Source organism: Bradyrhizobium sp. LeoB3, assembly GCF_055456055.1.
This window is the reverse complement of sequence record NZ_JBVBEF010000048.1, coordinates 40149-66865: the sequence shown is the minus strand read 5'-3', so window position 1 is coordinate 66865 and position 26717 is coordinate 40149. Positions and strand designations below refer to the sequence as shown.

Below are 26717 nucleotides of genomic sequence, written 5' to 3'. Positions count from 1 at the left end.
AAGCGAGACCCCGGCGAGTGGATGACGCAAAAGGGATTGACTGAGCAAGGCCCGTTACAGAAGGGTGGGCAAAGCGAAGCATGCCCACCATTAAGCATTCCGCTCGTGGTGGTGGGCACGCTTCGCTTTGCCCACCCTACGGCAGCTCCGGGACTGCCGGCGCGGTGCCGAGGTCGTCGGGGCCGAGGTCGGTCAATTCGCATTCCAGGCATTCGACGTCGAGCCGGAGCGTGGCGCCCTGGCTGAACAGGAGCAGAGCGCTGCCGCCGGGGGCGGCGCCCTGGTGAAACTCGATGCCGAGCAGTTCCAGGGTGGCGTCCGGCGCCTCCAAGTTGATCTTGCGCGACTTGCAGGCAAGCACGCGGTCGAAGCGCAGCGCCGCGATCAGCCGGCGCGAGGCGGTTTCGCCCGACAGCGTCTGCTCCCAGTCGAGCCTGGACATGCCGACCACGAGCCGCTTCTCGCCCTGACGCCAGACGATGTCGGAGGCCTGCACGTGGGCATCCTGCACATGCGCCGAGATCACGGCGAGATCGTCGGCATCAAGTGCGATCAGTTTGAGCGGCGCGGGCGGTATCATGCCGAAAGCAATCTCCTGGACCAGAACCGGTTCCCCCCGATATCAGTCCCTGATGCGCTCGATCGACGCGCCGCAGGCCGACAATTTCTCCTCCAGCCGCTCGAAGCCGCGATCGAGATGGTAGACGCGGTTGACCATGGTCTCGCCCTCGGCGGCAAGGCCGGCGATGACCAGCGAGACGGACGCGCGCAGGTCCGTCGCCATGACCGGCGCGCCGCGCAATCTGTCGGTGCCGCTTATCGTGGCGGTCTCGCCGTCGAGCGAGATCCTGGCGCCGAACCGCGCCAGTTCCTGCACATGCATAAAACGGTTCTCGAAGATCGTCTCAGTGATGACGGACGCGCCGTCGGCGCAGGTCATCAGCGCCATTAGTTGCGCCTGCAGATCGGTCGGGAAGCCGGGGAACGGGGCGGTCGTGACCTTGACCGGGCGAAGGCCGGCGCCGTTGCGGCCGATGCGGATACCGTCATTGTTGACGCTGACGGTGGCGCCGGCTTCGCAGAGTACATCGAGCGCCGATTGCAGCAATTCCGGCCGTGCGCCGGACAACTGCACCTCGCCGCCGGTCATCGCGACCGCCATCGCATAGGTGCCGGCCTCGATGCGATCCGGCAGCACGGTGTGGCGCGCGCCATGAAGCCTGTCGACCCCCTCGACGATGATGCAGGGCGTGCCGGCGCCGGTGATGCGCCCGCCCATCTTGTTCAGGCAGGCGGCGACATCGGCGATTTCAGGCTCGCAGGCGGCGTTGGTGATGACGCTGGTCCCCCTGGCAAGCGTCGCCGCCATCAGCGCGACATGGGTGCCGCTCACCGTGACCTTGGGGAAAGCGATGTCGGCGCCGCGCAGGCCACCGGGCGCTTTCGCGACCACATAGCCGCCGTCGATCGAGATCTCCGCTCCGAGCTTCTCCAGCGCCATGATCAGGAGGTCGACCGGCCGGGTGCCGATGGCGCAGCCGCCCGGCAGCGACACCCTCGCCTCATGCATGCGCGCAATCAGCGGCGCGATCACCCAGAAGCTGGCGCGCATCCGCGACACCAAGTCATACGGCGCGGTGGTGTCGATGATGTCGGCGGCCGAGATGTGCAGGGTCTGGCCCTGGTACTCGCGGTCGCCGGGCCGCTTGCCCGCGGACATGATGTCGACGCCGTGATTGCCGAGGATGCGCTGGAGCTGCGCGACGTCGGCAAGCCGCGGCACGTTGTCGAGGATCAGCGTCTCCTTTGTGAGGAGCGCCGCGATCATCAGAGGCAGCGCGGCATTCTTCGCGCCGGATATCGAGATGGTGCCGTTGAGCTCGTTGCCGCCGACGATTCGGATGCGATCCATGCTGCCTCTTGCTCTGATCCGCGAAAAACCTATCGAAGCAAGGGGCTACCGCAAAAGTGTTGAAATTTAGGGCAATTCCGTGGGCTTTTCAGGCGGCCGCCGCGAACTGGTCGAAGGAGACCCCGGTTAGCGTCGCCGAGGCCTCCCACAGCATCGCCGCGACCGCGGCATCCTTCGCCTGCGGCATGATCTTCGCCTCGACCGGCGGGCCCTTCAACTCGTAGAACCAGTTCGGCCCATAATAGCCGCCGGGCTCGGCGGCCGGCGAGGTCGCGGCAAATAATGTCGGCAACGCACCGGCCGCGGCGGACTGGCTGGCATAGGGTTGCAGCAAGCGGCTGAAATACGAGGATAGGCTCCTCGTGCCCGGGCCATTCGGGATGAGGTCGGTGCGCGCATAGCCGGGATGGGCGGCATTGCTCATCAGGCCCCAGCCGGCAGCGTCGCTGCGGCGCTGCAATTCGAGCGCAAATATCAGCATCGCCAGCTTCGACTGGCAGTAGGCGCGCCACGGGCGGTAGGACCGCTCCGACTGGAGGTCAGCGAAATCGATCGCGCCGGAGCGGTGCGCCAGACTCGAGAGATTGACGACCCGGGGCTTAAGGCCGCGGCGAAGCTGCGGCAGCAGGCGCGCGGTGAGCGCGTAATGGCCGAGATAATTGATGCCGAGCTGCATCTCGAAACCGTCCTGCGTCGTCCGCCGCTTCGGCAGCGCCATCACGCCGGCATTGTTGATGAGGAGATCGACCGAAGGACGGCTGATGGCAAAGCGCCCGGCAAAGTCGGCGACCGAGGCGAGGCTCGCCAGATCGAGCGTCTCGTAGCTGACGTCGGCATTGGGATATTGGGCGCGGATGCGCTCGAGCGCGTGCCTGCCCTTGATGTCGTTGCGGCCGGTCAGCACCACGGTCGCGCCGGCGCCCGCCAGCGCCAGCGCGGTCTCATAGCCGAGCCCGCCGGTGGCGCCGGTGATCACGGCGGTTTTGCCGGTCTGGGGTGGAATGTCTGCAGTGCTCCAGCCGCTCATGCTTATATCTCCTGGTCGAATCGGGGTGTGGTTCCCAGCTGCGCCCCCTAAATGTGCACTAGGTGCAAATTTGCAAGTGGTGAAGGTTTTGAAGCGAGCGGCGAACCTGCGCGGACCGGCTAAGGGCAGGTCATCAAAGGAGAAAACCGCGCCTGGCGCGGCGCCGGGCCTGCGCGCGCGCAAGCGGCAGGAGACGCGCGAGAAGCTGACGCGGGCGGCGATGGCGCTGTTCCTGGAGCGCGGCTTCGAGGCGACCACACTCGACGACATCGTCGCCGCCGCTGATATCTCCCGCCGCACTTTCTTCCACTATTTCGCCTCCAAGGAAGACGTCGTGTTCGCCTGGCAGGAGGAAGCCGGCGCGGCCCTGATCGCGGCGGTCGCGGCGCGGCCTGCCGGCGAATCCATGCTCGCGGCGGCGGAGAACGCCATCATCGCAATGGCCGGCCAGCTCGATCCCGCCGAAGTGGTGGCGTTGGCCCGGTTGAAGCAGGACAACCCGGCGCTGCAGGCGCGCGATCAGCTCAAGTATGAAAAGCTCGAGCGAACGCTGGCCGATGCGCTTCTGAGGCGCACAGGCAACAAGACAGACAAGATGCAGTCGCGGCTGGTCGCGATGATCGCTACCGGCGCGATGCGCGTCGGCGGCGAGCTCTGGGCCGCCGAGGGCGCCCGCGAGACGCCCGAGCTTCTCGCCAGGCGGATGTTCGCGGCAATCCGCGCGATGTTCGAATGAATCTTCTCTCCTTCTCCCCGCCCTTGCGGGGAGACGGTCGGGATGAGGGGCTCTCTCCGCGAATTCAGAGCGAGATGAGTTCTTGGAGAGAGCCCCTCACCCGAAATTCAAGCTGCGCTTGAATTTCGACCTCTCCCCGCGAAGAGCGGGGAGAGGTGAAACAAGCGACGCTCAGCCCTTGATGAACGCGAGCAGGTCGGCGTTGATGGTGGCAGCTTCCGTGGTGGGCATGCCGTGCGGGAAGCCTTTGTAGGTCTTCAGCGTGCCGTTCTTCAACAGCTTGGCGGACAGCGGCCCGGCGTCGGCATAGGGCACGATCTGGTCGTCGTCGCCATGCATGACGAGAACGGGCACGTTGATCTTCTTCAGGTCTTCGGTGAAGTCGGTTTGCGAGAAGGCGACGATCCCATCGTAATGCGCCTTGGCGCCGCCCATCATACCCTGGCGCCACCAGTTCTGGATGATGGCTTCCGAAGGTTTGGCGCCTGGCCGGTTGTAGCCGTAGAACGGGCCCGCAGCGAGCTCGCGATAGAATTGCGAGCGATTGGCGGCGAGTTGCGCCTGCAGCCCGTCAAAGACATCCTTGGGCAGGCCGCCCGGATTGGCCGGGGTCTGCAGCATCAACGGCGGCACCGCGCTGATGATCGCCGCCTTCGCCACCCGGCTCTCACCGTGCCGCGCGATATAGTGGACCACCTCGCCGCCGCCGGTGGAATGACCGACGTGAACGGCGTTCTTCAAATCGAGATGCGCGGTCACCGCCGCGAGGTCGTCGGCATAGTGATCCATGTCGTGGCCATCGCTCACCTGGCTCGACCGGCCGTGGCCGCGGCGGTCATGCGCGATCACGCGAAAGCCATGATTGAGGAAGAACAGCATCTGGGTGTCCCAGTCATCAGATGACAACGGCCAACCGTGACTGAACACGATGGGCTGACCACTGCCCCAGTCCTTGTAGAAAATCATGACGCCGTCTTTGGTGGTGATCGTGGGCATCGCGCAGCCTTTCGTACGAGTGAAGCCGATGGAACATACCGGTCGAGGCATGCTCCGGATTTCAAAATCGCCCTGCGATTATCAAACCGCGATGTCAGTCACGCGAACGAGGTCATCGGCCTGAAGCGCCGCCAGATGCCGATGATCGCCACCACGAACAGCACCAGCACGATGCCCTGCACGACGGCGAAGACCGGGCCGGACGGGGGCGCCGGCGGCACGCTCGGCGCCAACGCGTGCAGCGGGGGTATCTTGAGGAAGGACTGAACCACCAGCACGAAGACGTTGAGATAGAGCGATATCATCGCCGTCACGATGTAGATCGGACGCCAGGCGCCCGAAAGCTTCATGACATAGAGCGCGATGCAGGCGATCGCGAGCAGGACCAGCGAAATGATCCCGAAGATATGCGAGGGCAGCAGCTCCTTGAACGGAAACAGAAAGCCGGTGACGCTGGTGAGGATCGTGAACAGCAGGAACACCGCGGTGAGCCCCGGCGTCTGTCTCGAGCCAAGCAGGGCGAACATCACGACAAGACCAGCGACGATTGCAACCAGGCTGATCACCACGTGAACAAGCGTAAACGTGGCCAAGCTCATACCCAGGACCATGTGAAGCACTCCCCATTGAGAACCGCGCTGAACACTACGATGCAACAAATGAGATTGCTACATGCTTCGCGGATCGGAAGCCGACTTATATGATGAAGATAAGATGATTATGATGCGAATAAACTAAAGTATGGGATTTGCCGAAACTGTTTGCATGCCTGTCATAAATGACAGCACACCGACAGCAATCACCAACTATTTGTATTAGTGCCGTAGCCCGAGTGAAGCGAAGCGTAACCCCGGGGGCCGCTCGTAAACGCGGATGCAGTCGTCCCGGGTTACGCGTTTCCCACGGCGCTATGAATCAGTAGTAGCGCGGGATCGGGCCGTTATGCGGCGTCTTGCGCTGCGAGAGATCGAACAGCACGCGATCGACATAGCACCAGCCCCAGCCTTCCGGCGGATCATAGCCTTCGATGATTGGATGGCCGGTCGCGTGGAAATGCGCGGTCGCATGCTTGTTGGGGGAATCGTCACAGCAGCCGACATGGCCGCAGGTACGGCAGATCCGCAAATGCAGCCATTGGCTGCCGCTCTTTAAGCACTCCTCGCAGCCGAGCGCACTCGGCGTGACGGTCTGGATGCCGGCGATATGGGTGCAGCCTATCGACATCTGCTCTTTCCTAAGCCGTGGAATTGGCGTTGTCGGCGAGGAAGCCGTGCAGCGCCGCGACGACCTGCGCGCCCTCGCCGATCGCGCCGCCGACGCGCTTGACCGATCCGGAGCGGACATCGCCAACGGCGAACACGCCGGGCACCGTGGTTTCCAGCACTTGTCCCGGCCCGTTCTGGCCGGTGAGCACAAAGCCTCCGCGGTCAACCTTGACGCCGCAGCCCTCGAGCCACCCGGTCGCGGGATCGGCGCCGACGAACAGGAACACGTTGTTGACGTCGAGCGTGTGCTGCTCCGGTGCCAGGCGGCTCTTCCAGCGCGCGCGTTGGAGCGTAGCGTCCTCGCCGCCTTCCAGCGCTGTGATCTCGGTGTTGAACATCAGTTCGATGTTCGGCGTCGCCTCGATGCGTTCGATCAGATAGCGTGACATGCTGGCCCCGAGGCCGCCGCCGCGGATCATCATGTAGACCTTGCGCACATGGCCCGACAGGAACACTGCGGCCTGGCCAGCCGAATTGCCGCCGCCGACCAGCACCACGTCCTGCCCCGCACACAGCTTGGCCTCGATCGGCGAGGCCCAGTACCAGACGCCGCGGCCCTCGAAGGCCTCGAGGTTCTCGATGCTCGGCCGGCGATAGCGGGCCCCGCTCGCCACCACGATCGATCTTGCGCGCAAGGTGTGCCCGCATTCGGTCGCGATCGAGAACAGGCCGTCCCGCTTGGAGCAGTCGAGCGATCTGACGGAAACCGGGATCAGGATATCGGCGCCGAATTTCTGCGCCTGGTTGAAGGCGCGGCCGGCAAGCGCCTGGCCGGAAATGCCGGTCGGAAAGCCCAGATAATTCTCGATACGGGCGCTGGCGCCGGCCTGACCGCCAAAGGCGCGGGAATCGAGCACCGCGACCGACAGGCCTTCGGACGCTGCGTAGACGGCGGTGGCGAGCCCGGCCGGCCCGCTGCCGACGACGGCAACGTCATAGAGCTTGTCATGGGCGTGGTCGCCGATCATGCCCATCGCCATCGCAAGCGCAGTCTCGGATGGGTTACGCAACACGTTGCCGTTGGGGCAGACCACCAGCGGCAGTTCGGCGCGCGTGGCCGAATAACGCGCGATCAGGTCGGCCGCATCCTTGTCGGTGGCGGGATCGACCACGTGATAGGGCTGGCCGTTGCGCGCCAGGAAATTCTGCAACTGCGCGATCTTTCCGAGCGACGGCGGGCCGATCAGCACGGGGCCGCCGACGCCGCCCTGGATCAGGTTGACGCGACGCAGGATCAGCGCGCGCATGATGCGCTCGCCGAGATCGGCTTCGGCCACCAACAGCGCCCGCAATCTTTCCTGCGGAATCAAGAGCGTCTCGACGTCGCCTTCGGCATGGCCGTCGACCAGCGCGGGCCGGCCGGAGAGCTGGGCAATCTCGGCCAGGAATTGTCCCGGCCCCTGATCAATCACCGGCGTGACATGGCCGAGGCCATCGCGCTGCGTGATCGCGACCGTGCCCGAAAGCACCACGAACATCCCCGGTCCCGCCTTGCCGGTCTCGAACAGCGCTTCGCCGTCCCTATAGTGCCTGACCTCGCCGAACCGGCGCATGCGCTCGATCTCATGCTCGGTCAGGGTCGGAAAAGTCTGTTCGTGCCGCGGAAACGCGAGGGACCTCGCGCTGATCGGATTCGCCATCGCTTCTGCAGCCATCTCAGCAACTCACTCCTCTTACCAAAACACGGGCGCACCACCTGCCCAGCAGTTGGGACCGGCTAGCGATCCGGCTCGCCGCCGCCCGCGTCATCTAGTCGGCCCTCGGCCGGTTCGGAAGATGCAGGACCGCTACGCCCGCGCGCCTGCGATTTCCGCCGTTTGAGGTTTTCGCGCAGCGCGAGCTTGAGGCGATGCTGTCTTGATTCGCTCGATGCGATCGCGCTCTGCCGCTCCTGCCTGTCCTTCTCGTCCTGCATGTTGCATCCGTCTTTCAAACTTGCATGACAATAGACCAGGCGCCGAGGGAGATGCACCGGTCGATCGGGGAGGTGGGCTCCCCGGTCTTCCGTGCGGTGGCAGGATGAACCGGCCAAAGCCGCACTCCCGAGCGTCCCAGGGGAACCGAAGCGCGCCGGATTGGCCGAATTTCGACCGACGAAGCGTTTTTGCGAGCCGCCTCCCGTCCCCGCGCTTGCGCCGGAGGGGGGCTTGTGGCAAGAACCGCCGCGCCCGGAGGCGCCAACCAGGCCGATTCTTTATTCCCGGGCATGCTGCCGTAGCTCAGTGGTAGAGCACTCCCTTGGTAAGGGAGAGGTCGACAGTTCAATCCTGTCCGGCAGCACCAGATAAATCGACCAAATCAATGACTTAGCGAATCATCTCCGCGATTATTTGGCCCGGAAGATAGCAGAAATCTTCCGCTCGATCAGAGCATTGCCGGTGTTACCGCATGGCGGACATCGGGTTTGCCGGCGAAGCCCAGCCAAGGAGCCGGCTTCACCACATCCTGCACCATCATTTATGTCTATTACCGCACAACCAACACCGGCACGCTTCCGTCCGCCAGGACCTCCGATGTTTGACTCCCCAACCATAGCTTCCTGAGGCCGCGACGCCCATGAGAGGCCATGACGATCAAGTCGCAGCCTCTGGACTTTGCTGTGTCGATAATCGCAGTGGCTGGGTGCGCATTCGGAACATGCAAGAGTTCTGCAGATATCCCGACCTGCTCCGCCACGGCTCGCGCTTCATCGAGCGCTTTGCCCGCGCGTTCCTTGCAGGCTGCGTCAAAGCTATCGAACATTTCCTGCGCGGGAATCCATCCCCCGTGCCCGCTCCCGATCGGCAGAGGCTCCGTCACCGCGATGACTGTCACTTTGGCATTCAAGGCCTTTGCTAAAGCAATCCCGTGCTCAACGCCTTTTCTCGCGACATCCGATCCATCCGTGCTCAAGAGAATATTGGCGTACATTTGGGGGCTCCCTTGCTCGTCGAACATTTTCCCTAAGGTCGGCGCGTCTTGATCCGCGCTATCGGATCGGGGCGCACGGGATAAACCCGCCGTCGGTTGAAGCCGACCGCATCCCTATCGAAGGCGCTCCGCTCGCACCAGCCGCGGTCCTCGCAAATACGTGGTGCATTTGTGCTGTCTGGTCAGTGGGTCAGTTTGTAGCAGTGTCCGCCGCCCCTGTGCCTGACGCGCGCGCGACACTTATCCAGCGTCGAAAATGAGCAGTCAGGCTGTCCTGCCGCTTTCGCTCCCCTTAACTGCGCACAGAACGTGGCAGCATTGGCAGGGTCTTGAGGACAAAGAACGAAGCCCATCGAGAGAAGCGTCATCATAGCAATAAGTGCTAGCGTTGAACGCGACATATCAAGCCTCCCTATGAGGTCTTGCCCACGCGGCAAGCACACGCGTCATCACAGCACGTTGGTCCGGAGCAGCGGCGGCGCCGCTCCGGACCAACGACACCGCTTTGAGCGGCTTGGGGCACGCCAGAAGCAGCGCAAGCTGGTGTAACGGCGCTCGCCGCGGGTCTTCAAGTAGAAGAAACCCGCCCTTCTCGACGGAAAAAGTCCCTAGAGCGCCGGTTGCTATGCAAACCGGTGTCCCCTCGGATCAAGCCCGAGGGCATGCTTCGCTCGAAAACGGTCCAGCCCAAGACTGATCGTATTTTTGCGACTGATCGTATTTTGCGCCCTGGGGAGCGCGATCGTGATATCGGTTGCGGGCTGAGCCGCACGAAGCGACGCTACCTCATGTCCTGAGGGCGTCGACCATGTGGGCGATGAGAAGGCCAACGCTGAGGACCGTCAGGCAAACAATTACAGCTTGAAACAACATCGGTGCGAATTCCGGTGGGGCGGAGGACCTCATATAGTCCTCAAACGTCGGCGGCTTTTGGTCGTCCCGATGGCGCCTTGGTGTTCACGCGATTACAAATTTGCAAGGGTCGCGTTTCCAAGGTCGCGTTTGCAACGATCACGCCGCTTCTTCGACGTGGACGGGCATCCGGCCTCCGCAATCGTTGGCCGTCGGCGCCCTTGGCAGTCATCGGTAATGAGGACGCCCAGCAATTCTCCCGCCCTGCTCGAGCGCACGGCTGCGATTGAGCCGGCGATGCCTGCTCATCAAGGTACGAGCAGACATCGCGATGGCCCGCAGGCCGTTTTTCCGAAAATGGACCGCGCCAACCAGCTAGGCGAACCAAAAATCACTTGCGCTGAGGTTCTGAACGCCCGCGATGGTGACGTCATTATTGGCATCAAAGTGAATGACGGTGTTTCCACCGGTCACCTGGATATTCAAGTCGCCAAAATCGTGGATGTTGTTCGCCGCCAAGGCCGTGAGATCGATCTTGTCCCGCCCGGTTTGGAAATCGGCTGTGTCATGCCCGTTCTGGGCGGCAAAGACGAACGTATCCGCGCCGCGCTCACCAAGCATATTGTCGTTTCCGATGCCGCTCGTGAGCCTGTCGTTGCCATCGCCGCCATCAAGGACGTTTCCTGACCCGCCAATGACCGTAAGCTGATCGTTGCCTGCACCACCGTTGAGGAAGCTCGATCCGAGCGAACCTGGCGCAACAGTTGCCGTCAGGACATCATTTCCAGCGCCGCCATCCAGGCGGTTCTCGGCAACAGAGTTGTCCATAACCCCGGGAATGGGAGTTGCCGAAAGAAACGCGGTGAGTTGGTCATCTCCGGCCCCGCCATTCAGGACATTCGCGACATTGTAGAGCTCCCCCCCGGGAGAACCAAGCCTACCGCCGGCTACCGCGTCGAGATGTGCCGTGAGGCTGTCGTTTCCGCTACCGCCCTCGAGTTGATTGAGTGCGCGAACGGCTTCACCAAGCGCGGTGGAGTTCGCAATCAAGGTGTCATTGCCTCTCCCGCCGTCCAGATAATTCGTGAGATCCGTAACGGCGTTCTCCCCATCGGTAGAATGAGTCGCCTCTAGGGTGTCGTTGCCGTCATCGCCCCAAAGCTGGTTGATGCCGACCGGCGTGCTGCTATTTGAGTCCGTCAGATTGAAAGCGCGCAATATGTCGTCGCCCCGACCGCCGTGGAGCTCATTTGTCACCAGGTCGGTGGAATTGGATTGTCCGATAGCGGAGGCGTCCAGCACGTCGTTGCCGTCACCACCGAAGAGCACGTTGCTGGCGCTGCTGTTGAGCCCAGAGAATTCTGTTTCGGCACGAGCCGTGATGTGGTCATCGCCGGAGCCACCGTCGACGGTGTTCGTGACGATACTATCTCCGAAGGCATTGCGGCCATCCGCAAGGGCATGAATGGTATCATCGCCGCTTCCGCCGAACACGTGGGTGCTGACGGTTACAGTTTCGAAGACCCGAGGCGCCACATTTGCCGTGGCGTTGATAACGTCGTTTCCGCTGCCACCATCGAGGAGCACATCTGCGGTCTTCTCGGTGCTCTGAGGCGTGCTCTCACCCTGAAGAGTGACGGTCCCATCGAGGTGGTCGTTGCCCGTTCCGCCGAACTGAATGGCAAGTCCGTGCAAATCGCCCTGCGGCACGACAACATTGGTTGTCAAAGTGTCATCGCCGCGACCGCCGATCAACGCGGTCCGGTTGAATGCGCTGCTCAAATGATCATCGCCGGCAAGGCCAAACACAATGTCACCGTCAGCCTGTGCGGCAAGGACATCGTCGTGGCGGGTGCCGATGATCAAATTGTTGACGGGATCGATGAGGGAAAGCCAATCGAAGGCCCGGGAATCTTGAAAAAACCCTTCAGCTCCCAACAATTGCTGGGCGGCCTGGCTTTTGATGGAATTCGCCATATTTTCCTCCTTGGCACCTGGATAATGATGTCGACCAAATTCGAGCAACGAAATCGCATTCCGCAAAATGCGGAATAAATGACAATTAAATGACGGGATTATGCGCTGCGCCCGCCCGCAAATTCAGGCCGCGCATTCGGCGGCCACGGGCGACCTCTCGATTCTCCTCCTACGTCGCTCTTGCCGTTGCGGCTTCCGCAGTCGCCGGCAACATAATCACTTCCAATTTTCCGCAGGCAGCCAGGAAATTGCGCCGATCCGAAGCGGATTGGGGTCCGGCTCTGCTGAGTCGAGCATCCGCATCTCTTTTCACAGCCATGAAAGGAACGAACCTATTTAATCCAACCAACAACAAAATATTAAATCAGAAGTTGCGCGACACCTAATCACATTTAATTCGCGCCGTGTGGTGCGACAATATATCCGGAGTCGTCAGACTGGAGCGGTTCCCCCTCGTCTTCGCGACCGCGCTTCGCCACGGAACCGAGTTCCTTCGCAACGTCAGGGATGGCGCTGCGGCTCAGGTGAGCGGAAACCCGCGTGGCCGGGGGCGCTTGAATCCGCGAGGAAGCAGCCGGTGATGCGACTGAAGGGAGATCTTCAGCTCGTGCGCCTTTGCGATGACGCCACTCGGAGATCGATGCAGCATCCGCGCGATGCTCTGTGCGGGGTAATCGCGACGCGCCATTCGCTTGAGATCGTCGACGTCCAGGTCAGACCAACGGCGTCCCATGATCCCTCGAGATAATCTCTTGAATACGGATCGAAACGAGCAATTGATTGGATGAGCTTCGCGGACCGGATCGGGAAATGCTTGAGACGCTGAAAATGTACCGGGCGCCGGTTTCTTTGACAGTGCTAACACCGCGGCGGCTCCCGTTCTTCCCCGGAAAACTACGGCATTCGCGTGCGCAAAGGTGAAGCAGTTCGGCAGGGGTGGCCGCTTCGGCGGTGCTGCGCCCTTGCGCTCAGCGGAGCCGCCCTGACTTCGCCGGCTTGATCGTTCGAAGCGTGTTGCGGTTCGTCATCAACCGGAATCCGTCGATGAACTCAACGAGGCACCGGTTCTTGTTGCCGCGGACCAGCACGCGGCAACCTTGGCCCTTCCGCGCTTGATCGCGGCCGCGATAGATATGTGTCAGCACCTTGTTGGACAGCACGATTGCCCTACCTTTTCGTGCGAGGTTCACAGAACGGCCCTGGCCGGGGCGACGGGACCTTCAGGGGGCTCCGGAAAAATGCGCTAGGGTTCGGCGCCGAATGGTAGTTCCAGGGATGTGCCTTTTTAACCTACCTTTTCGGGTATAAACGCGAAGCGCGATATCGGGCCGTGCACACGATAGGACGAAGCCAAGCGCTGAAGCGGCCGCTGCCGGATGACATTCTGAAGATCGTCATGCGCGGCCCCGCTACGCGGATGTAGATCTCCGCACCAGCGCACGCAAGCGATGACGTCTTTGATCGACGCATTGATGTTCAGGTGAAGCGCTTGCGACGCGAACTGGAGGCTGATCCCTTCTCGCCGAAGATGATCCTGACTCACAGAGGAGTTGATACCTATTGCGTGCGACGTAGAGCGATCCGAACAGCCGCGGTGCGCCATGCCGCCGCGTCGACCGGCTCAGTTCGGACCCATCACGTCGAACAAACTCACGACCCAGATAATCTGGATTGCCAGCGCAGAGGCGACGAACGAGACGTGGTACCGTTCGGAAGCCGAAAGCAGCGCCCCTATTGTCCCGCCGATCAGCAGGCTCTGCCTCACCGGATAATACCAGCCGTAGAATTGCTTGTAGTAGTTCGCGCCTTTCAGGAGCGTGTCGAAAACATCGATCGAAAATAGAATCAAAACGAGAACGTAGAATACCCTCCTGCGATCCCAGAAATACTCCTTCAGCCCCTCATGTTCACCGATGTTATCCGGAAAGATCATCGCGGACAGCATCACGAACACCACCGCGTAGCAGATGATGAGAAAATAGCTCTCGAACGTCCACCGCTCGATCCTGGACAGCGCGAATTCGAACCACCAGAAGTGGATGATGGCGAGGAACAGGAAGATAGCCCATCCAATATGGAGGAGGTTGATCCTCTCCTTGCCGGGGTGCTGAATGAACCGCGTTACACCGCTGACGAGCCGGGCAAGGCTGATGCCCAGGATCATTCCGACGATGATACGGATGTGGACGAAGATCTCATGGCTCTGATGCAGGTCATTGTAGCCATCCATCGGAATTGCACGACGCCCCACTTCGTGATGAGACCGCCGTTGACGAGAACGGTCTGATCCGTCATCCACCAGCCGCCAGGAATCGAATCCAGCGCACGATATCTGGATATCGGCGAGACCGGTCTTGGTCAACTTCGGGGCTCGGGCCTGCAACCCGACCTTGCCTCGTAGGCGCTAATCCTTCGCGCGCAGGATGCTGATCCGTGTTTCGTCGACGAAGCTCTTGGTGTCCTGATCGGGCCGGCGGAACAGGTTGCGTTCGACGACGAGCGAGCGGCCACTGATGGTCTTGGTGCAGCGCTCCTTGAGATAGACGCCGCCCACCGGCTGGTCTCCGGAATCCGGCTGGCCTTCGGTGCAGGCCCAGCCCTCGGCGCCATAGCGCGACTTGGCCTGCAGCCCGAGCAGGAATGCCTTCTTCCGGATATAGAGACGCGCCTTCGGGTCGGTGACGATCAGCAATCCGGAAACATGCCCGCTATCGTCGATCAACAGGGTGAGAAGCGCCGGATGGCCCGCCACCATCGTGCCGTCCCGGCTGGTCGTGGGATCATATCCAAACCGGACTGCCCGCGCCCCGCTGGCGCCGGCAGGACAGTCGCGCCAGTCTTTCCAGCCGGTCAGCGCATGTCTTGGATCCGTCGCACAGTAGAGGTCTACATAGCCTGATTCCGCGAGTTCGTTCACGGCCATGCCGAGGCGGATGTCGCGCAGGTCATTGCCGCCGAATTCTTCCGTCCGGGCCGAAGAATTGGCGAACGCGACCGCCTGCCAGGCGAGCAGGACGCTGAGGATTGCACAAAGTTTCAACCTGATCGTCACTGGCTCTTCCCCGTGCTGGCCGTCGCATCATCCTGCTTCTTGTAGATGTCGCAGACCCGCGACGTGCTCGAGAAGAAGGTGACGCATTCCGCATAAGTCGGCTCGCCGGCGCCTTTGATATGCGCAAGCACATAGTCGGCGACCGCCTCGATATCCTTCTGCCGCAGGAAGGTTCCGGCCTCAGGCGGCATGTTGCTGCCTGCCTCCTCGCGGTTCATGCCGTAACACTTCACCTCATCATAGGCGCCGCGCACGAAGAACGGCATGCCTGTAGAGGGCCGCCCGCAACTGACGGTTTCAATGATTTGCTCACGCGTCAGCACGGTCTTGCGCAGCGACAGCGCATCGCCACCGTAACCGCCGCCGCCATTGCCGTGCCATTTGTGGCAACCCATGCAATTGGCCTTGCTGAACACCGCCTTGCCGGCATTGGTCGGATCCGAAGCCGTCGCCTGCGCCGACTGACCGAAAGCTGCGGCTGGCATCGAAAGAGTCAGGGCGACGACACTCATAAGCAGCACGCGTGCCGCCGCCGGGGATGCGTTGAAGATCATCATGACGTCTCTTGTTGACGAAACGGGAGGGCCCGACATTGCGGGCCCTCCATGGTTGGAAAGTCAGAGCGCGAACACGTAGAGCATCGATCCCGGCTGGATCTTCTTCAGCTCGGGCGTCGAATCGATGAACCACTTGTCCCAGGCGCCGCCGAGACCGACGAGGATGGCGAGATACTGCTTGCCATCGACCGTGAAGGTCATCGGCGGTGCGTTGACGCCGCCTCCGGTGTTGAACTCCCAGAGCTTCTGCAGCGACTTGGCATCAAGCGCCATCACTTCGCCGGACGGCTGGCCGCTGAAGACGAGATCAGGGGTTGCAAGAATGCCGCCCAGATTGGGGAACGGCGTTTCCATCTTGCCGGCGATCTTGCCGGTGGTGACGTCGATCGCGGTGACGCTGCCCGTGATCTTGAACGGCTGGCTCGGACCACCGCCGGTCCAGAACTCACGCGGCTTCAGCTTGTCGGGCGTAGCGACCTCGACCTTGATCCGGTTGCAGCTCTCGATGACAGGGATGTACCAGAGCTTCAGGTCCGGATTGTAGGCGGTCGGCGGCCAGTTCTTGCCGCCCATGTTGCCGGGGCAGATGTCGGTTTCCATGTTGGTGCGGCTCGGCGTCACCGAGGCAATGTAAGTCTGCACCGGCTTGTTCGGATCGTACTCGATCGGCTTGCCGGTCTCGGCATCGAGCCCCTTGGTCCATGTGACCTTCTTGACGAACGGAAGGCCCCAAATGAACTTGCCGGTGGTGCGATCGATCGCATAGGCGAAGCCGTTGCGGTCGGCCTCGAGCGCGAGCTTACGCGGTCCGCTGGGTCCGGGGATATCGACCAGCACATTCTCCGCCACGCTGTCATAGTCGTAAGGGTCGTTCGGCGTGTGCTGATAGTGCCACTTGATTTTGCCGGTGTTGGCATCGAGGGCCAGCGAGCTGTCGGTGTAGAGATTGTCGCCCGGCCGATACTCGTTGTCCCAGTCCGGTCCCGGATTGCCGACGCCCCAGATGATGGTGTCGGTCGACGGATCGTAGCTGCCGGTCACCCAGGTCGAACCGCCGCCGGCGGCGGCCGCGTTGTTGCTGTCCTTCCAGGTATCGCTGCCCGGCTCGCCTTTGCCCGGAATCGTGTGCGTGCGCCAGAGTTCCTTTTGGGTGTTGAGATCGGTCGCGGCGATCCAGCCGCGGATGCCGTATTCCGCGCCGGCCACACCTGTTATCGCCATGTTCTTGACGATCAGGGGCGCGCCGGTGATGACCTCGCCCTTATCAGGATCGGCGACGGTGCGTTGCCAGGCGACCTGACCGGTCTCCTTGTTGGTCGCGATCAGCCGGCCGTCCAGCGTGTGGGAAATGACGAGATTGCCCCACAAAGCGACGCCGCGGTTGTCGACGCCGCAGCAGGCGACGGCACCGGCCCAGTCGCGGTCGGTCTTGGGATCCATCTTCCAGACCAACTGGCCGCGGCCGCCATGCGCGTCGATCTTGTAGACCGAGCCCCATCCATCGGTGACGTAGAGGAAGCCGTTTTCGGCGATCGGCGTGCCTTCGAGGCCGCCATGGCTCCAGATGCCGCCGGGCTCGATGCCGCCGAGATGCATGGTCCAGGCGACCTTCAGGTTCTTGACGGTATCGCGGTTGATCTCCTTGAGGGAGGAGAACCGGTGCGCGGAGTAGTTCTGGTGATGATGAAGCCAGTTGCCCGGTTCCTTGTCGACGTTGAGCAGCCGTTCCTGGTTGACCTCGTCAGCGGCGAAAGCTGGCAATGCCGCCATCATGCCTCCGGCCGCGACTGCTGCAGCGAGCAGACCCGCTCGCCTGGTGATTCTTCTTGCGTGACCTGAAAATCGCTCCATGAGCAAATGCCCTCCTTTGGCAAGTTCATGTTGGATCGAGCGTCCGGCACATCCGAACCGCTCAGTCGAGAAGCCTCATTCACCGGGCTCACCTTGCCCGTTGTCGCGATCACGGCGTTCGTGAAACCTCCACCTCCGTTTCCTTGGTTCCGGCTTTTTGGAAGACGACGGCGCATGTGAACTTCTCGCCGTCGACAAGCTTCTGCCGCGTCTGCAGCAGCATCACGTGATATCCGTCGCGCTTGAGCTCGGTGGTGTTGTTTTCCGGAATCGGAATCGACTTGATCTCGCGCATGGCCGGCGCGCCCTCGCCACGATCAACGGTGTGCTTTTCGGAGAAGTTCGCGAACGGACAGCGGACCCGCAATATCGCGTCGGGCTCGGCCGCATCGTTCCTGATCGTCATCAGTAGCGGGAGATTGATGCCGATCTCTTCGGATACGGGCACGCGGGCGTTGGTCACCTGCAGCGCAATATCCGCCGCGGCGGCCCCGGGTGTCAGCCAAGTTCCCACGGCAACCAGCCCAATCGCAATAATTCCCGATCTACGGGACAGCGATGTCGCTATGGCGATCATCGGCTAGGTCCTGGCGGAAGCGTGATCCTGCGCATGCCCTGTCGGCAGCGAGCGACAGGTGATGGACGCCCAAACGAAATGCTTCGTCCGACTCATCGGCGCATTCCTCCCAAGATCATTCTTTTTTCTTAGCGAGCGACGTTACGCTCGTTGCAAACACAAATCATCCCAAAATATGGCGATGAGAGGACCGACGTCTGGAAAAGGATTCCAATGAATGATGCGCTTCATGCTTTTCATTCCAATGATGCGCACAGAGACAAGGCATGGTCGCGCCCGCGCGCGAGCCAGGTGTTCGTGAGTGCTCAACCAGCGCGGTGCAAGCGCGCTGGTACATTGGATTCCAAGTGGGCCATGATGGCCCTGAAGCGACCCAGTACGTGTCGGTTAAGCTTTGCTCAAATCACTCGAAGACTTCATTGCACCGCAACAGCCGTGGCCGGCAAAAGCGTTGTGATCCTCATTCTCCTTTGAGGCCGGCGTCGCGGATCAACTGGCCCCATTTGCTCGTTTCCGCGTCGATGAACGCGCCGAACTCCGCGGCCGTGCTGCCGCGGACTTCCAGCCCCTGGGCGAACAGCTTTTGCTTCACGTCGGGATCGGCAAGGATGCGGACGATCTTATCCTGCAGACGATCGACGATGGAGCGCGGCGTGGCCGCCGGCGCCATGAAGCCGTACCAGCCGGCCGCGATCACGTTGGGCAGACCTTGCTCACGCAAGGTGGGAGCGTCCGGATAGATCGGGCTGCGATCGACTGACGCCACACCCAGCACGCGGAACTTGCCGCTCTGGATATAGGGCAAGGCCGTGCTGATCGCGGTCAACGTGGCATCGACGCGGCCGGCCAGCAATTCCGTGTAAGACATCGCATCGCCGCGGAAGGGAACGTTGAGGCCCTTGACGCCTGCATCCCTGAACAACAACTCGGCCGCCAGATGAGGTTGGGAGCCGGCGCCCGGAGAAGGGAAGGTAAGCCCGTTGGGCTGCTGCTTGCCGTAGGCGATCAGCTCCTGCAGGTTGTTGAACGGCGCCTCCGCACCGATGATCAGGAACAGCGGCGCGATGACCGCCATCGCCACCGGCTGCAGGTCCTTGCGGTCATAGCCCAGTTTTCCGAACAGCGCCTCGGCCGTCGCATAGGGCGCCGCGGCGTAAAGAAAGGTGTAGCCATCAGGCGTGGCGCGCGCGACCGCTTCGTTGGCAAGGCGCGTGCCGGCGCCCGGCCTGTTCTCGACGATGCATTGCTGTCCGAGCTGACGCTCGAGCTGCTCCGTCAGGATGCGCAGCGAGATGTCGTTGGCGCCGCCTGCCCCGTACGGCGATACAAACCGCACAAGACGCGAAGGCCAGGCGCCCTGTGCGAACGCCCGGGAACCGCAGCCTGCAGCGAAGCTGGCCGCGACGCTGCTCAGCAGAGTTCGGCGTGTGACGTTCATGATGCCTCCCTTTCGTTGTTGCACGTCCGCATCGCTTTTCTTGTTGTCTCCGCGGAACCGCGCCGGTGCATGGCCGGCCGTCAGATCACCTTCTTCTGAGTGAGCCGTTCGATCTGCTGCTCCGAAAGGCCGAGCCAGTCCCGATAGACCTCGCGATTGTCCTGCCCGACGTCGCCGGCGGAATGACGCAATTGCGCGGGATCGGCGGCAAAGCGCGGAACGACGTTCGCCATCGCTACCGAGCCGAAGTCGCGATCGGGAACGCGGGCAATCATCTCGCGCGCCTTGGCTTGCGGGTCCGCCGCGATCTGATCGATCGAATAGATCGGCGCGATGGTGCCCTGCGCGGCCGTGAATTTTGCGAGCACCTCATCGAGCGTGTGTTCGGCGCACCACGCCGCGAAGATCTCGTTGAGCTCGCCCGCATGCTTTACGCGCCGCTCATTGCCGGAAAAGCGCGGATCCTCGATCAGGTCGGGCCGTCCGATCGCGCGGCAGTTCGCCGCGTAGAGCGCATTGGTCGAACCTGCGAGCGTAACCCAGCGAACGTCCTTGGTACGAAACACCGCCGCCGGCGCGGAATAGCCGTTGGCATTGCCGATCCGGCTGCGCACGAAACCAAGCTGGTCGAACTCGATGGGAAGGACATCGAGCAACCGGAACACCGCTTCGGTCAATGCGAGATCGATCTCTTCGCCGGGAGCATTCGGGTCCCGCGCCCGCTTCCACAACGCCGCGAGCACGCCGACCGCGCCGAACAGGCCGCCGACGGAGTCCCCGATCGGGTAGCCGGGATGCGTGGGCTCGCCATCGGCCTCGCCCGTGATGTAGGTCAGCCCGCCGATTGCCTCGAAGATCCGGGCGAAGCCGGGTCTATCGCTATGGGGCCCGTCCTGTCCGAAAGCCGTCGCGCGCAGAATGACCAGGCGAGGCTGGATCGACCACAGCATCTCCTTCGAGAGGCCCCAGCGATCGAGCGTGCCCGGACGAAAATTCTCGATCAGCACGTCGAAGCGCGGCAGCATCTGCTTGAACAGCGCAAGCCCTTCGAGGGTGCGAAGATCCAGCGTCGCGAATTTCTTGTTGCGGTTCGCCGCCTTCCACCACAAGGGCTTGCCGTCCTTCAGCGGCGGGAACGACCTGAGCCCATCGCCCTGCCCCGGCATTTCGATCTTGAGGACCTCGGCGCCATAGTCGGCCAGCAGGGTAGCGGCCAGCGGCGCGGCGATGATGGTGGCGATGTCGAGAACCTTCAATCCCTCGAGCGGTCCGGCCATCTCATGATCCGCCGCTCGCTTCGGCTACAACGGCCATTTTGCGGATCATTTCGTGACCTTCTTCTTGGGCTGCTCGATGGTCGGCTCGGCCTCGTTGACGAGCGAGCGGATGCTGACGGCAAGAGCACTGATGCGCGGGCCGATCTCGGATTCGAGCTGTCCGGGCTGCAGCCGGAACGCAGGGATTCCACAATTGATGGCAAACGACTGCTTCAATCGCCGCGCATGAAACAGCGGCGCGGCGACCGCATGAATCGACGGCATGTATTCGCCGTAGCAGGTGCAGAAGCCGTGATCCGCGCACTGCTGAATTCCGGCGCGATACTTGTCGCGATGCGTGGACCATGCGTCCGCGTTATCGGTTTTGATATGCCGCTCCAGCAGCGCGGAGTCGGCTGCAGGCAGTGTCGCGGCCGCAGCGCGTCCCATCGCTGTGCTGACGACCGGAATGGGCATGCCGATGTCTGGAACGTGCGGCCCGACATCGCCTGATCTTGCGGTTTCGACATAGACCATCGCCGTTCCGTCGAGCAGTCCGATCGAGACGGTGCCGCGTACGCTTTCCGCCAATTCCTGCATCAACGGCCGCGCCACCTGGCGAAATTGCATGCCCGCGAGCAGCGGATGAGCCATGCGCAGCGCCCGCGCGCCGAGACAGTATTTCGCGAGATCCTGGTCGTAACGGAGATAGCCGAGCTCGGCGAGCGTATGCGTCAGTCTCGCAACCGTCGGCCGCGGAATCCCCGTGCGGGCCGAAAGCTCCATGTTGCCAAGCAAGCTCGCCTGCGCATCGAAGGCTTCGAGCACCACCAGCCCCTTTGCCAGCGTCGTGGCGAAAGCGGCGTCGCCCGCGCTTTCAGCCAGCACCGCCTCCGCGGAGGGAGACGGAATGAAGGTCGGTTCGCGGGTCGCGGAAAGGGCCATGTGGCTCTGCTAGACCAGATCAGAATTTTTGTCCATATATTACCGGCTTTACCTAGCATCCGTCCACTATTTGGACAATCATCTGATAAGCTATTGATTTTAATGCCTACACAGGGCTCCAACAGGAGAATTCAGCTTGCGGCGCGGGGCGCGATGGGATTCTCGGCTTGCGCGTCGACGCCTCTTGGATGCTGGATCGCCCGGTCACGGACGATGACAGCGGCAAGCTGTTTGACATTTGAGTCAGAAGCGTTCCCGGTCATTCGACGGGACGACGCCGGTGCAGGCGCGCCAGCGACAAAACAACGCCGACGAAGAGAGCGTCGCGCTCCAGCCAACGCGGGGATCAACACAGGGCAAATGATGGTCGGCCGGTTTTTCCTATTCGCGGCCTGGTGCGCGCTGCTCTGGTGCCTGCAGGTCAACCCTGGGCTTTCGCGCGATGCCGCGGTGGACGCGGATGACAGCGTCTGGACGGCGATCATTCCCGACGCTTTCCCGCACTACCTCTACACGTGGCGCATGAGTCCGGACGGCAGCTACCGCGAGGACGGGCGCGATGCCGCAAGCGGCAGGCCGATCCAGGCCACGCTTTCCGGACATTGGAGGCGCGACGGGGCGCGCATGGTTCTACGGCAGGAGGGCTACCCGTTTGTGTTCGACGGAGTGGTGCTCGGAAATAGCTATGCGGGCTCGCTGTATCTGGGCGGCCGCTCCTTTTCCCGCTTCTGCGCCGCCAAAGGCGAAAAGCCGCCCGAGGGCTGCGGCAGCGAGGCTGGCGTCGCGATGATGCGATGACAGGATTGATTGGGCGACCTCGCCACGATCGCCCGGCGCATCCATCGACCATCGGATACCCGAATCACGTGGAGCGCGGACCGCGGAGCCCTGCCCCAGTCGCCGAAATGAAAAACCTCCGGCAGGGCATTGCCGGAGGTTTCGGAGGTTTAGCATTAAGAGGTTGTGTCTCAGCGAGACCTAACGGGCCGACCATGCTGCGCCGACTTGAGTCCTTAGTACCTTAGAAAATTACCTGAGTAAATCATATTTTTCTGGCAATGCGCTATGCCGAAGCTGCGGAGGTCAGGATGAATGGCGAATAGCGAGTTGCGATGGAGTGCGCGACGCCCGCTCGCTTCGCTATTCGCCACTCACCATTCGCCCAACGAAAAATCCCCGGCAGTTGCCTGCCGGGGATTCTCTAGAGATGCATCAGATCGAGCGGATCAGAAGTTGCGCTGAGCGCGGACCTGCAAGCTGACCGTATCCTGGTCCTTGTACTCGTAAAGCGTGGCCGGCTTCGGGGCCGGCACAGCGAGAACGGCACCGCCGGTGAACTTCTGGTCGAGGTGGAGCCAGATGACTTCGGCCGAGAACGTCAGGTTCTTGACCGGGGTCCAACGGGTGACCACGCCGAGCTGAGACACGTTGAAGTTCGGGTTGCAGCTGTAATCCGCAGTGACAGCCTTGGTACCGGTGTAGTTGGCGCAGATGAACGCCTTCGCCGTGTTGTCGTAGCTCACGCTGGAGTAGCTGCCGAACAAGCTGGTCGACCAGTAGGGATCCCAGTTGTGGTTGAACGCACCACGGATACCCCAGGCCTTGGTCAGGTGGATCGAACCGTCGCCACCGGCCGCAACCGGAAGGTACACGCCATCGGTGGTCGCACCGAAGCCGACGCTCTGATAGGCGCCGAGCCTGCTCGTGCTGCCGAATATCGCAAAGCTCGGCGAGGCCGCCGACGTCGAGATCACCTGCTTGGTGTCACCGACGGCATAGGTCGCATCCAACTTGATGTCGTCGCCGGGACCGGTCGGGATGTTCTTGATCTGCAACGCAGCCATCACTGCACCACCCCACTTGGTGTCGGGGTGACCGGACAGTTCCGAAGCAGCGGTCGGAGCCGCACCCGGCAGACCGACGCCACCTGCGGGAGCCGCAGCGGCGTTCAACACGTTATAGGAGCCGCTGACTTCATGTGCCGCAGCCGAAATCTGGAACAGACCCCAAGCCTGATCGATGCGGATGTTACCGACGATGTCCGGAGCATGGACGCCGGCATAGGCGTTGGCGACGCCACCGGTCGCGGTGAGAGGCAGCGACAGGTTGGCAACCGTCGTGCGGTTGAACACGGTCGGATCATCGAGGCCGATGGTGCCCGAGATGCCGTTGCCGAACTGCGCGGTGTACTGGATGTTGTTCACACCCGTGACGGTGTCATGACCGCCGAGCAGGTTGGACGAGTTGTTGCCCGGATAACCATTCCAAGGCGTCGCAAACGCGGACGATGACTTACCGAAGGTAAAGCCCGCGAACTGGATGAACACGTACTCGACCGCGACGTAGCCGCCGCCCGGCGTGTGCAGCAGGTTGGCACCTGCGACCGGAAGCGAACCATTGATCGAGTTCGGGCTGTAGGTGTTGTTGCCGAGCGTATCGAACTGGAAGTCGCCCTGAGCGAAGGTGCGGACGACGCCATATTCCGTCGCGGTGCGGGTATCGATCGTCAGCGCCATACGGGAGCGGGCGGAGAAGTAGTCTTGATAACGGTTGTGCTGACCCGCATCACCGCTCCAAGCCTGCGAACCGTAGATGCCGCCGTTGAACGTGGTGTCGACACGCAGATAACCACCGATCTTCATGCAGGTATCGGTGCCCGGGATGTACCAGAAACCGGCACCATAGAGCGAACAGACCTTCACGTACTCGACCGCTTTGGCCTTGACGGGAAGATCGGCCGCCTGAGCCCCGCCCATCGCGAGCAGAACCGCCGCTGAGCCAAGAATAAGGCTCTTAGCCACCTTCATTGTTAACCTCCAAGTAAGTGCTGTGCACGAACCCCCGTGCAAAGCGGATTAGACTGCCCTCGAAAAAAACGTTGAGGATCAACGCATCTCTCAAGCCGGTGGCCTGATGAGAACCACCTGAGACGAGACGGTCGGGTGCCCCCCTCCGTCGGAATGAAAGTTATGCATGTGCTATTTAGATAATCAAATTAGTTTACTCACTCATATATTGATTGCCAACGCGATGTGTCTTTTCGGCAACTGAGCGCGCCGCTACCGAAGGACCACCTGTTGCCAAATTTCCCGTGCGAATTGACACATATATAACTGATTACCGGTGTCGTTTCCGCCGCACATCCGCTATGGAGTCTGAAGGGGGTGAGTACAGTGCCCATGGATGAGTCCGCCACCAAGAGCGAGAATGTCATTCGGCGATTCGCCTGGGAGATCGCGGCGATCAGCGTTCATCTCGAGGAGATTCGCTACTTCTGGGCCAAGCAGCTCGGAATCAGCGGACCGCAATGGATGATGATCGTGGCGCTTGCCGATCTCGATCAGGGCGACGGCGTGCCGGTCAACGCTGTGTCAAAAATGCTGCATGTCGATCCGTCGTTCGTCACGACCCAATCGAAGCTTCTGGAGAAGAAAGGCTTTGTCCGTCGCAAGCCGGCGAAGGAAGACGCCCGCATCGTGAAGATGTCGCTGACCGACAAGACCTACAAGCAGCTCGCGGGCCTGACCTCGCAGCAGGAAAGCCTGAATGAGTTCATTTTCGCGGAATTCAGCCCGCGCGAGCTGGATGATCTGACCAACAAGCTCGCCGCCCTCAAGAGGCGGCTGGAGAAAGCCCGCCTGAAAGTGGCGGCGGATTTTTAGAGACGCGACGTCACCGGCCTCCGTTCATCATCTCCGAAGACGCGAAGGGCGACGCGCCTGCGACTAGATCCTGTTATCTCAAAGGCTGCGCCGCGATGCGGGATGCTATCCAATCGAAAATGAACTCGTTGGCGAGAGTTGGATTGTCCAGGAGCCCCTGGCCTGCGGCAGTCTCCGCGCTCTCAAAAATCTCGAGCGTGATGTCCCGGTCGCGCCGCCCCGCCCGCAACTGATCCGTCAGTTCTGCAACCCTGTCCGCCCTGAGTCCGCCGCGCCCGCTCGCGGCAATCAGCAACGGACACCTGATGCTCCTCAGGATGCGGTCGGCTTCCAATTCAGGACACGATTCGATGCCGAACGATCTGTCCTGCGGATTCAGGAATGACCGTATATGCAGATCCCAGATGCCGCCGTCGCAAACGGCCGCAGCAAAGCGATGGTCGAAGGCGATCCCGCGCGCGACAAAGGACGAACTCCAGCCATCGGCGAGGATCGCGATCCGCCGCTCGTCGACATCGTCGCGGCCGACAAGGTAATCCATGATCGGTGCAATGGCCCGCTGCGGCTTGCGGCGCAGCGACACCTCCTCGAATGACTGGCCGCTGCCGTCGCCTAGGACGTCCACCGCAAGCAGCGCCATCCCGCGCTCGGAGGCATGGTGCGCAAGCTTGAACAGGAATTCTTCCTTGTGGTGTCCGGGCTCTCCGATACAGATGACCACCGGCGCACGATCGCCGCCGCGGCGCGCCGGCAAATAATATCCCTGCAAGGTGAACTCGTTCAGCCAGGGTATCGAGACGACCTCGCCGACCGGCTCGCGGCAGTTGAGATATTTCGCGGCGCATTCGCGCATCGATGCGATCGCTAACCGCCGCTTGTCCGGCGAAAGATCAAGCGGATATGCGGCGGTAAGATAATAGTTGATGGCGCGCAGCCAATTGCTCCTCGCCGTCGCCAGATGGCCCTGTGCGGCCGCGGATGAAGCCCGCTCGCGATTTACTTCCGCGGCGCCAATCCATTCCCGGTGCCAAGAATCGTCGCCATCGTCGCCAGCGAAATCGATGCGGCTGGCGGTGAGCCAGCATTCCGAAAAAGTCGCGCCGCCTTCCTGGACGGAAGCCAGCAAGCGCATGAACTCGAGCGAGAGATCCTCACGTTCAGGCCACCAGATCCACCCTTGCGGGCTCAGATCAGACTCCATGGCCGGAAGCGCCTTGACCCGGGGGAGATGATCGCGAGGACTGCGATCTCTGCAATCGACAACCGGCAACAGCAATTAGCGCGTCCCCCAAAAAGGCCTCAGCCAACTTCGACAGTCCAATAAGCGCATCACGAAAAACTTCGCGCGCGCTGTTCTTCCCCAACTCTGCCCCATGGAGAATGCGCCTTTCTTTCGGCGCAAATCACATCGCTGTCAAAGCGAATGATGCATGGCGGGGTTGCGCAACAGGATGGCGCAGAAACATCTTGCGACGATTGCAGTCAACTGTGCTCACCAATTCATCAGTGAGGGATGCGAACTGCACGATAGCGGGCAGAGAGACAGCCAGCGCCGGCGATGGCGAGAAGAGTTCGGCGAGCATGACGACAAGTTCGGCTGTCGTGCGTCTGTTGCCGTAGCAACTACGAGAGTCGATCAGCGGACATAAGACCGCACGTGGTCAGGCGCGACCTTCACTCGCAGCGACCTGCCCAACATCAGTG

Annotated in this window: 24 protein-coding genes, 1 tRNA gene and 2 pseudogenes; 5 read left to right on the top strand and 22 right to left on the bottom strand. The window is 61.9% G+C overall.

The window, feature by feature from the left end:
* Positions 1–136: 136 nt before the first annotated feature.
* The 3 genes from ACZXDY_RS26810 to ACZXDY_RS26800 form a co-directional block, all read right to left on the bottom strand.
* Positions 137–580 carry a DUF2948 family protein gene (locus tag ACZXDY_RS26810; protein WP_028164427.1) on the bottom strand — a complete coding sequence of 148 codons (444 nt, stop codon included), beginning with the start codon at positions 578–580 and terminating at the stop codon, positions 137–139.
* Positions 581–622: 42 nt separating this feature from the next.
* Positions 623–1912, bottom strand: a complete 1290-nt coding sequence (gene murA / locus ACZXDY_RS26805; protein WP_464347573.1) for a UDP-N-acetylglucosamine 1-carboxyvinyltransferase — start codon at positions 1910–1912, stop codon at positions 623–625.
* Positions 1913–2000: 88 nt separating this feature from the next.
* Complete coding sequence (locus ACZXDY_RS26800) at positions 2001–2939, bottom strand: SDR family oxidoreductase (protein WP_028164425.1); 939 nt, start codon at positions 2937–2939, stop codon at positions 2001–2003.
* Between the two features lie 88 nt (positions 2940–3027).
* On the opposite strand from ACZXDY_RS26800, the gene ACZXDY_RS26795 reads away from it, so the two are divergent.
* Positions 3028–3675 carry a TetR family transcriptional regulator gene (locus tag ACZXDY_RS26795; RefSeq protein ID WP_464347572.1) on the top strand — a complete coding sequence of 216 codons (648 nt, stop codon included), beginning with the start codon at positions 3028–3030 and terminating at the stop codon, positions 3673–3675.
* Positions 3676–3846: 171 nt separating this feature from the next.
* Here the strand turns inward: ACZXDY_RS26795 and ACZXDY_RS26790 are convergent, their stop codons facing one another.
* From ACZXDY_RS26790 to ACZXDY_RS26770, 5 genes are all read right to left on the bottom strand, one after another.
* Positions 3847–4671, bottom strand: a complete 825-nt coding sequence (locus tag ACZXDY_RS26790) for an alpha/beta fold hydrolase (RefSeq protein ID WP_028164423.1) — start codon at positions 4669–4671, stop codon at positions 3847–3849.
* A gap of 98 nt (positions 4672–4769) precedes the next feature.
* Positions 4770–5282, bottom strand: a complete 513-nt coding sequence (locus ACZXDY_RS26785; protein WP_456640758.1) for a hypothetical protein — start codon at positions 5280–5282, stop codon at positions 4770–4772.
* Between the two features lie 304 nt (positions 5283–5586).
* Positions 5587–5895 (bottom strand): UBP-type zinc finger domain-containing protein, encoded by a 309-nt coding sequence (locus ACZXDY_RS26780; protein WP_464347571.1) that lies wholly within the window; start codon positions 5893–5895, stop codon positions 5587–5589.
* A gap of 10 nt (positions 5896–5905) precedes the next feature.
* Positions 5906–7591, bottom strand: a complete 1686-nt coding sequence (locus tag ACZXDY_RS26775) for an FAD-dependent oxidoreductase (RefSeq protein WP_464347570.1) — start codon at positions 7589–7591, stop codon at positions 5906–5908.
* Positions 7592–7653: 62 nt separating this feature from the next.
* The gene (locus ACZXDY_RS26770; RefSeq protein WP_464347569.1) at positions 7654–7851 is read right to left on the bottom strand and encodes a hypothetical protein; all 198 of its coding nucleotides are present in this window, start codon (positions 7849–7851) and stop codon (positions 7654–7656) included.
* Positions 7852–8144: 293 nt separating this feature from the next.
* Here ACZXDY_RS26770 and ACZXDY_RS26765 point away from each other — a divergent pair.
* Positions 8145–8219, top strand: a tRNA-Thr gene (locus tag ACZXDY_RS26765).
* A gap of 183 nt (positions 8220–8402) precedes the next feature.
* Here the strand turns inward: ACZXDY_RS26765 and ACZXDY_RS26760 are convergent.
* The 3 genes from ACZXDY_RS26760 to ACZXDY_RS26750 form a co-directional block, all read right to left on the bottom strand.
* Positions 8403–8846, bottom strand: a complete 444-nt coding sequence (locus tag ACZXDY_RS26760) for a universal stress protein (protein WP_028164419.1) — start codon at positions 8844–8846, stop codon at positions 8403–8405.
* 1227 nt (positions 8847–10073) lie between these two features.
* The gene (locus tag ACZXDY_RS26755; RefSeq protein WP_464347568.1) at positions 10074–11675 is read right to left on the bottom strand and encodes a calcium-binding protein; all 1602 of its coding nucleotides are present in this window, start codon (positions 11673–11675) and stop codon (positions 10074–10076) included.
* Positions 11676–12643: 968 nt separating this feature from the next.
* Positions 12644–12835, bottom strand: a complete 192-nt coding sequence (locus tag ACZXDY_RS26750; protein WP_464347567.1) for a hypothetical protein — start codon at positions 12833–12835, stop codon at positions 12644–12646.
* A 263-nt stretch (positions 12836–13098) separates the two neighbouring features.
* Here ACZXDY_RS26750 and ACZXDY_RS26745 point away from each other — a divergent pair.
* A pseudogene (locus ACZXDY_RS26745) lies at positions 13099–13215 on the top strand (winged helix-turn-helix domain-containing protein); the annotation flags it as partial.
* Positions 13216–13296: 81 nt separating this feature from the next.
* On the opposite strand, the gene ACZXDY_RS26740 reads toward ACZXDY_RS26745, so the two are convergent.
* From ACZXDY_RS26740 to ACZXDY_RS26700, 9 genes and pseudogenes are all read right to left on the bottom strand, one after another.
* Positions 13297–13905 (bottom strand): hypothetical protein, encoded by a 609-nt coding sequence (locus tag ACZXDY_RS26740; RefSeq protein ID WP_028164415.1) that lies wholly within the window; start codon positions 13903–13905, stop codon positions 13297–13299.
* Between the two features lie 20 nt (positions 13906–13925).
* Positions 13926–14034, bottom strand: a pseudogene (locus ACZXDY_RS26735) (SDR family oxidoreductase); the annotation flags it as partial.
* A 45-nt stretch (positions 14035–14079) separates the two neighbouring features.
* A complete protein-coding gene (locus ACZXDY_RS26730; protein WP_464347566.1) occupies positions 14080–14727 on the bottom strand; it encodes a hypothetical protein in 648 nt (215 codons plus the stop codon).
* Positions 14724–15212, bottom strand: coding sequence for a c-type cytochrome (locus ACZXDY_RS26725; RefSeq protein WP_464347575.1), 489 nt, complete (start codon positions 15210–15212; stop codon positions 14724–14726). The genes ACZXDY_RS26730 and ACZXDY_RS26725 overlap by 4 nt, the downstream gene beginning before the upstream one ends.
* A gap of 132 nt (positions 15213–15344) precedes the next feature.
* The gene (locus ACZXDY_RS26720) at positions 15345–17057 is read right to left on the bottom strand and encodes a PQQ-dependent dehydrogenase, methanol/ethanol family (RefSeq protein ID WP_433994507.1); all 1713 of its coding nucleotides are present in this window, start codon (positions 17055–17057) and stop codon (positions 15345–15347) included.
* 187 nt (positions 17058–17244) lie between these two features.
* Positions 17245–17712, bottom strand: coding sequence for a copper chaperone PCu(A)C (locus ACZXDY_RS26715; protein ID WP_464347565.1), 468 nt, complete (start codon positions 17710–17712; stop codon positions 17245–17247).
* Between the two features lie 460 nt (positions 17713–18172).
* Entirely contained in the window at positions 18173–19150 is a 978-nt protein-coding gene (locus ACZXDY_RS26710) for a Bug family tripartite tricarboxylate transporter substrate binding protein (protein ID WP_464347564.1), read from the bottom strand.
* Between the two features lie 80 nt (positions 19151–19230).
* Entirely contained in the window at positions 19231–20427 is a 1197-nt protein-coding gene (locus tag ACZXDY_RS26705; protein ID WP_464347563.1) for a CaiB/BaiF CoA transferase family protein, read from the bottom strand.
* A 45-nt stretch (positions 20428–20472) separates the two neighbouring features.
* Positions 20473–21351, bottom strand: a complete 879-nt coding sequence (locus tag ACZXDY_RS26700; protein ID WP_464347562.1) for an IclR family transcriptional regulator — start codon at positions 21349–21351, stop codon at positions 20473–20475.
* Positions 21352–21564: 213 nt separating this feature from the next.
* Between ACZXDY_RS26700 and ACZXDY_RS26695 the strand changes: the two genes are divergently transcribed.
* Complete coding sequence (locus ACZXDY_RS26695) at positions 21565–22149, top strand: hypothetical protein (protein ID WP_464347561.1); 585 nt, start codon at positions 21565–21567, stop codon at positions 22147–22149.
* A 428-nt stretch (positions 22150–22577) separates the two neighbouring features.
* On the opposite strand, the gene ACZXDY_RS26690 is transcribed toward ACZXDY_RS26695, so the two are convergent.
* The gene (locus ACZXDY_RS26690) at positions 22578–24158 is read right to left on the bottom strand and encodes a porin (protein ID WP_028164408.1); all 1581 of its coding nucleotides are present in this window, start codon (positions 24156–24158) and stop codon (positions 22578–22580) included.
* Positions 24159–24530: 372 nt separating this feature from the next.
* Here ACZXDY_RS26690 and ACZXDY_RS26685 point away from each other — a divergent pair, with 372 nt between their 5' ends.
* The gene (locus ACZXDY_RS26685; RefSeq protein WP_028164407.1) at positions 24531–25013 is read left to right on the top strand and encodes a MarR family winged helix-turn-helix transcriptional regulator; all 483 of its coding nucleotides are present in this window, start codon (positions 24531–24533) and stop codon (positions 25011–25013) included.
* Positions 25014–25086: 73 nt separating this feature from the next.
* Here ACZXDY_RS26685 and ACZXDY_RS26680 read toward each other — a convergent pair whose 3' ends face one another.
* A complete protein-coding gene (locus ACZXDY_RS26680; protein WP_464347560.1) occupies positions 25087–26214 on the bottom strand; it encodes an alpha/beta hydrolase family protein in 1128 nt (375 codons plus the stop codon).
* Positions 26215–26717 lie beyond the last annotated feature (503 nt).

Bases quoted from the DNA above. Each gene is read 5' to 3' on its own strand.
- ACZXDY_RS26720 (WP_433994507.1), bottom strand. From the start codon at position 17,057: ATGATGGCGGCATTGCCAGCTTTCGCCGCTGACGAGGTCAACCAGGAA.
- ACZXDY_RS26775 (WP_464347570.1), bottom strand. From the start codon at position 7,591: ATGGCTGCAGAAGCGATGGCGAATCCGATCAGCGCGAGGTCCCTCGCG.
- ACZXDY_RS26690 (WP_028164408.1), bottom strand. From the start codon at position 24,158: ATGAAGGTGGCTAAGAGCCTTATTCTTGGCTCAGCGGCGGTTCTGCTC.
- ACZXDY_RS26680 (WP_464347560.1), bottom strand. From the start codon at position 26,214: ATGGAGTCTGATCTGAGCCCGCAAGGGTGGATCTGGTGGCCTGAACGT.
- ACZXDY_RS26740 (WP_028164415.1), bottom strand. From the start codon at position 13,905: ATGGATGGCTACAATGACCTGCATCAGAGCCATGAGATCTTCGTCCAC.
- ACZXDY_RS26700 (WP_464347562.1), bottom strand. From the start codon at position 21,351: ATGGCCCTTTCCGCGACCCGCGAACCGACCTTCATTCCGTCTCCCTCC.
- ACZXDY_RS26800 (WP_028164425.1), bottom strand. From the start codon at position 2,939: ATGAGCGGCTGGAGCACTGCAGACATTCCACCCCAGACCGGCAAAACC.
- ACZXDY_RS26725 (WP_464347575.1), bottom strand. From the start codon at position 15,212: ATGCCAGCCGCAGCTTTCGGTCAGTCGGCGCAGGCGACGGCTTCGGAT.
- murA (WP_464347573.1), bottom strand. From the start codon at position 1,912: ATGGATCGCATCCGAATCGTCGGCGGCAACGAGCTCAACGGCACCATC.
- ACZXDY_RS26810 (WP_028164427.1), bottom strand. From the start codon at position 580: ATGATACCGCCCGCGCCGCTCAAACTGATCGCACTTGATGCCGACGAT.
- ACZXDY_RS26685 (WP_028164407.1), top strand. From the start codon at position 24,531: ATGGATGAGTCCGCCACCAAGAGCGAGAATGTCATTCGGCGATTCGCC.
- ACZXDY_RS26710 (WP_464347564.1), bottom strand. From the start codon at position 19,150: ATGAACGTCACACGCCGAACTCTGCTGAGCAGCGTCGCGGCCAGCTTC.
- ACZXDY_RS26785 (WP_456640758.1), bottom strand. From the start codon at position 5,282: ATGGTCCTGGGTATGAGCTTGGCCACGTTTACGCTTGTTCACGTGGTG.
- ACZXDY_RS26755 (WP_464347568.1), bottom strand. From the start codon at position 11,675: ATGGCGAATTCCATCAAAAGCCAGGCCGCCCAGCAATTGTTGGGAGCT.
- ACZXDY_RS26760 (WP_028164419.1), bottom strand. From the start codon at position 8,846: ATGTACGCCAATATTCTCTTGAGCACGGATGGATCGGATGTCGCGAGA.
- ACZXDY_RS26790 (WP_028164423.1), bottom strand. From the start codon at position 4,671: ATGCCCACGATCACCACCAAAGACGGCGTCATGATTTTCTACAAGGAC.
- ACZXDY_RS26715 (WP_464347565.1), bottom strand. From the start codon at position 17,712: ATGATCGCCATAGCGACATCGCTGTCCCGTAGATCGGGAATTATTGCG.
- ACZXDY_RS26770 (WP_464347569.1), bottom strand. From the start codon at position 7,851: ATGCAGGACGAGAAGGACAGGCAGGAGCGGCAGAGCGCGATCGCATCG.
- ACZXDY_RS26780 (WP_464347571.1), bottom strand. From the start codon at position 5,895: ATGTCGATAGGCTGCACCCATATCGCCGGCATCCAGACCGTCACGCCG.
- ACZXDY_RS26705 (WP_464347563.1), bottom strand. From the start codon at position 20,427: ATGGCCGGACCGCTCGAGGGATTGAAGGTTCTCGACATCGCCACCATC.
- ACZXDY_RS26695 (WP_464347561.1), top strand. From the start codon at position 21,565: ATGACAGCGGCAAGCTGTTTGACATTTGAGTCAGAAGCGTTCCCGGTC.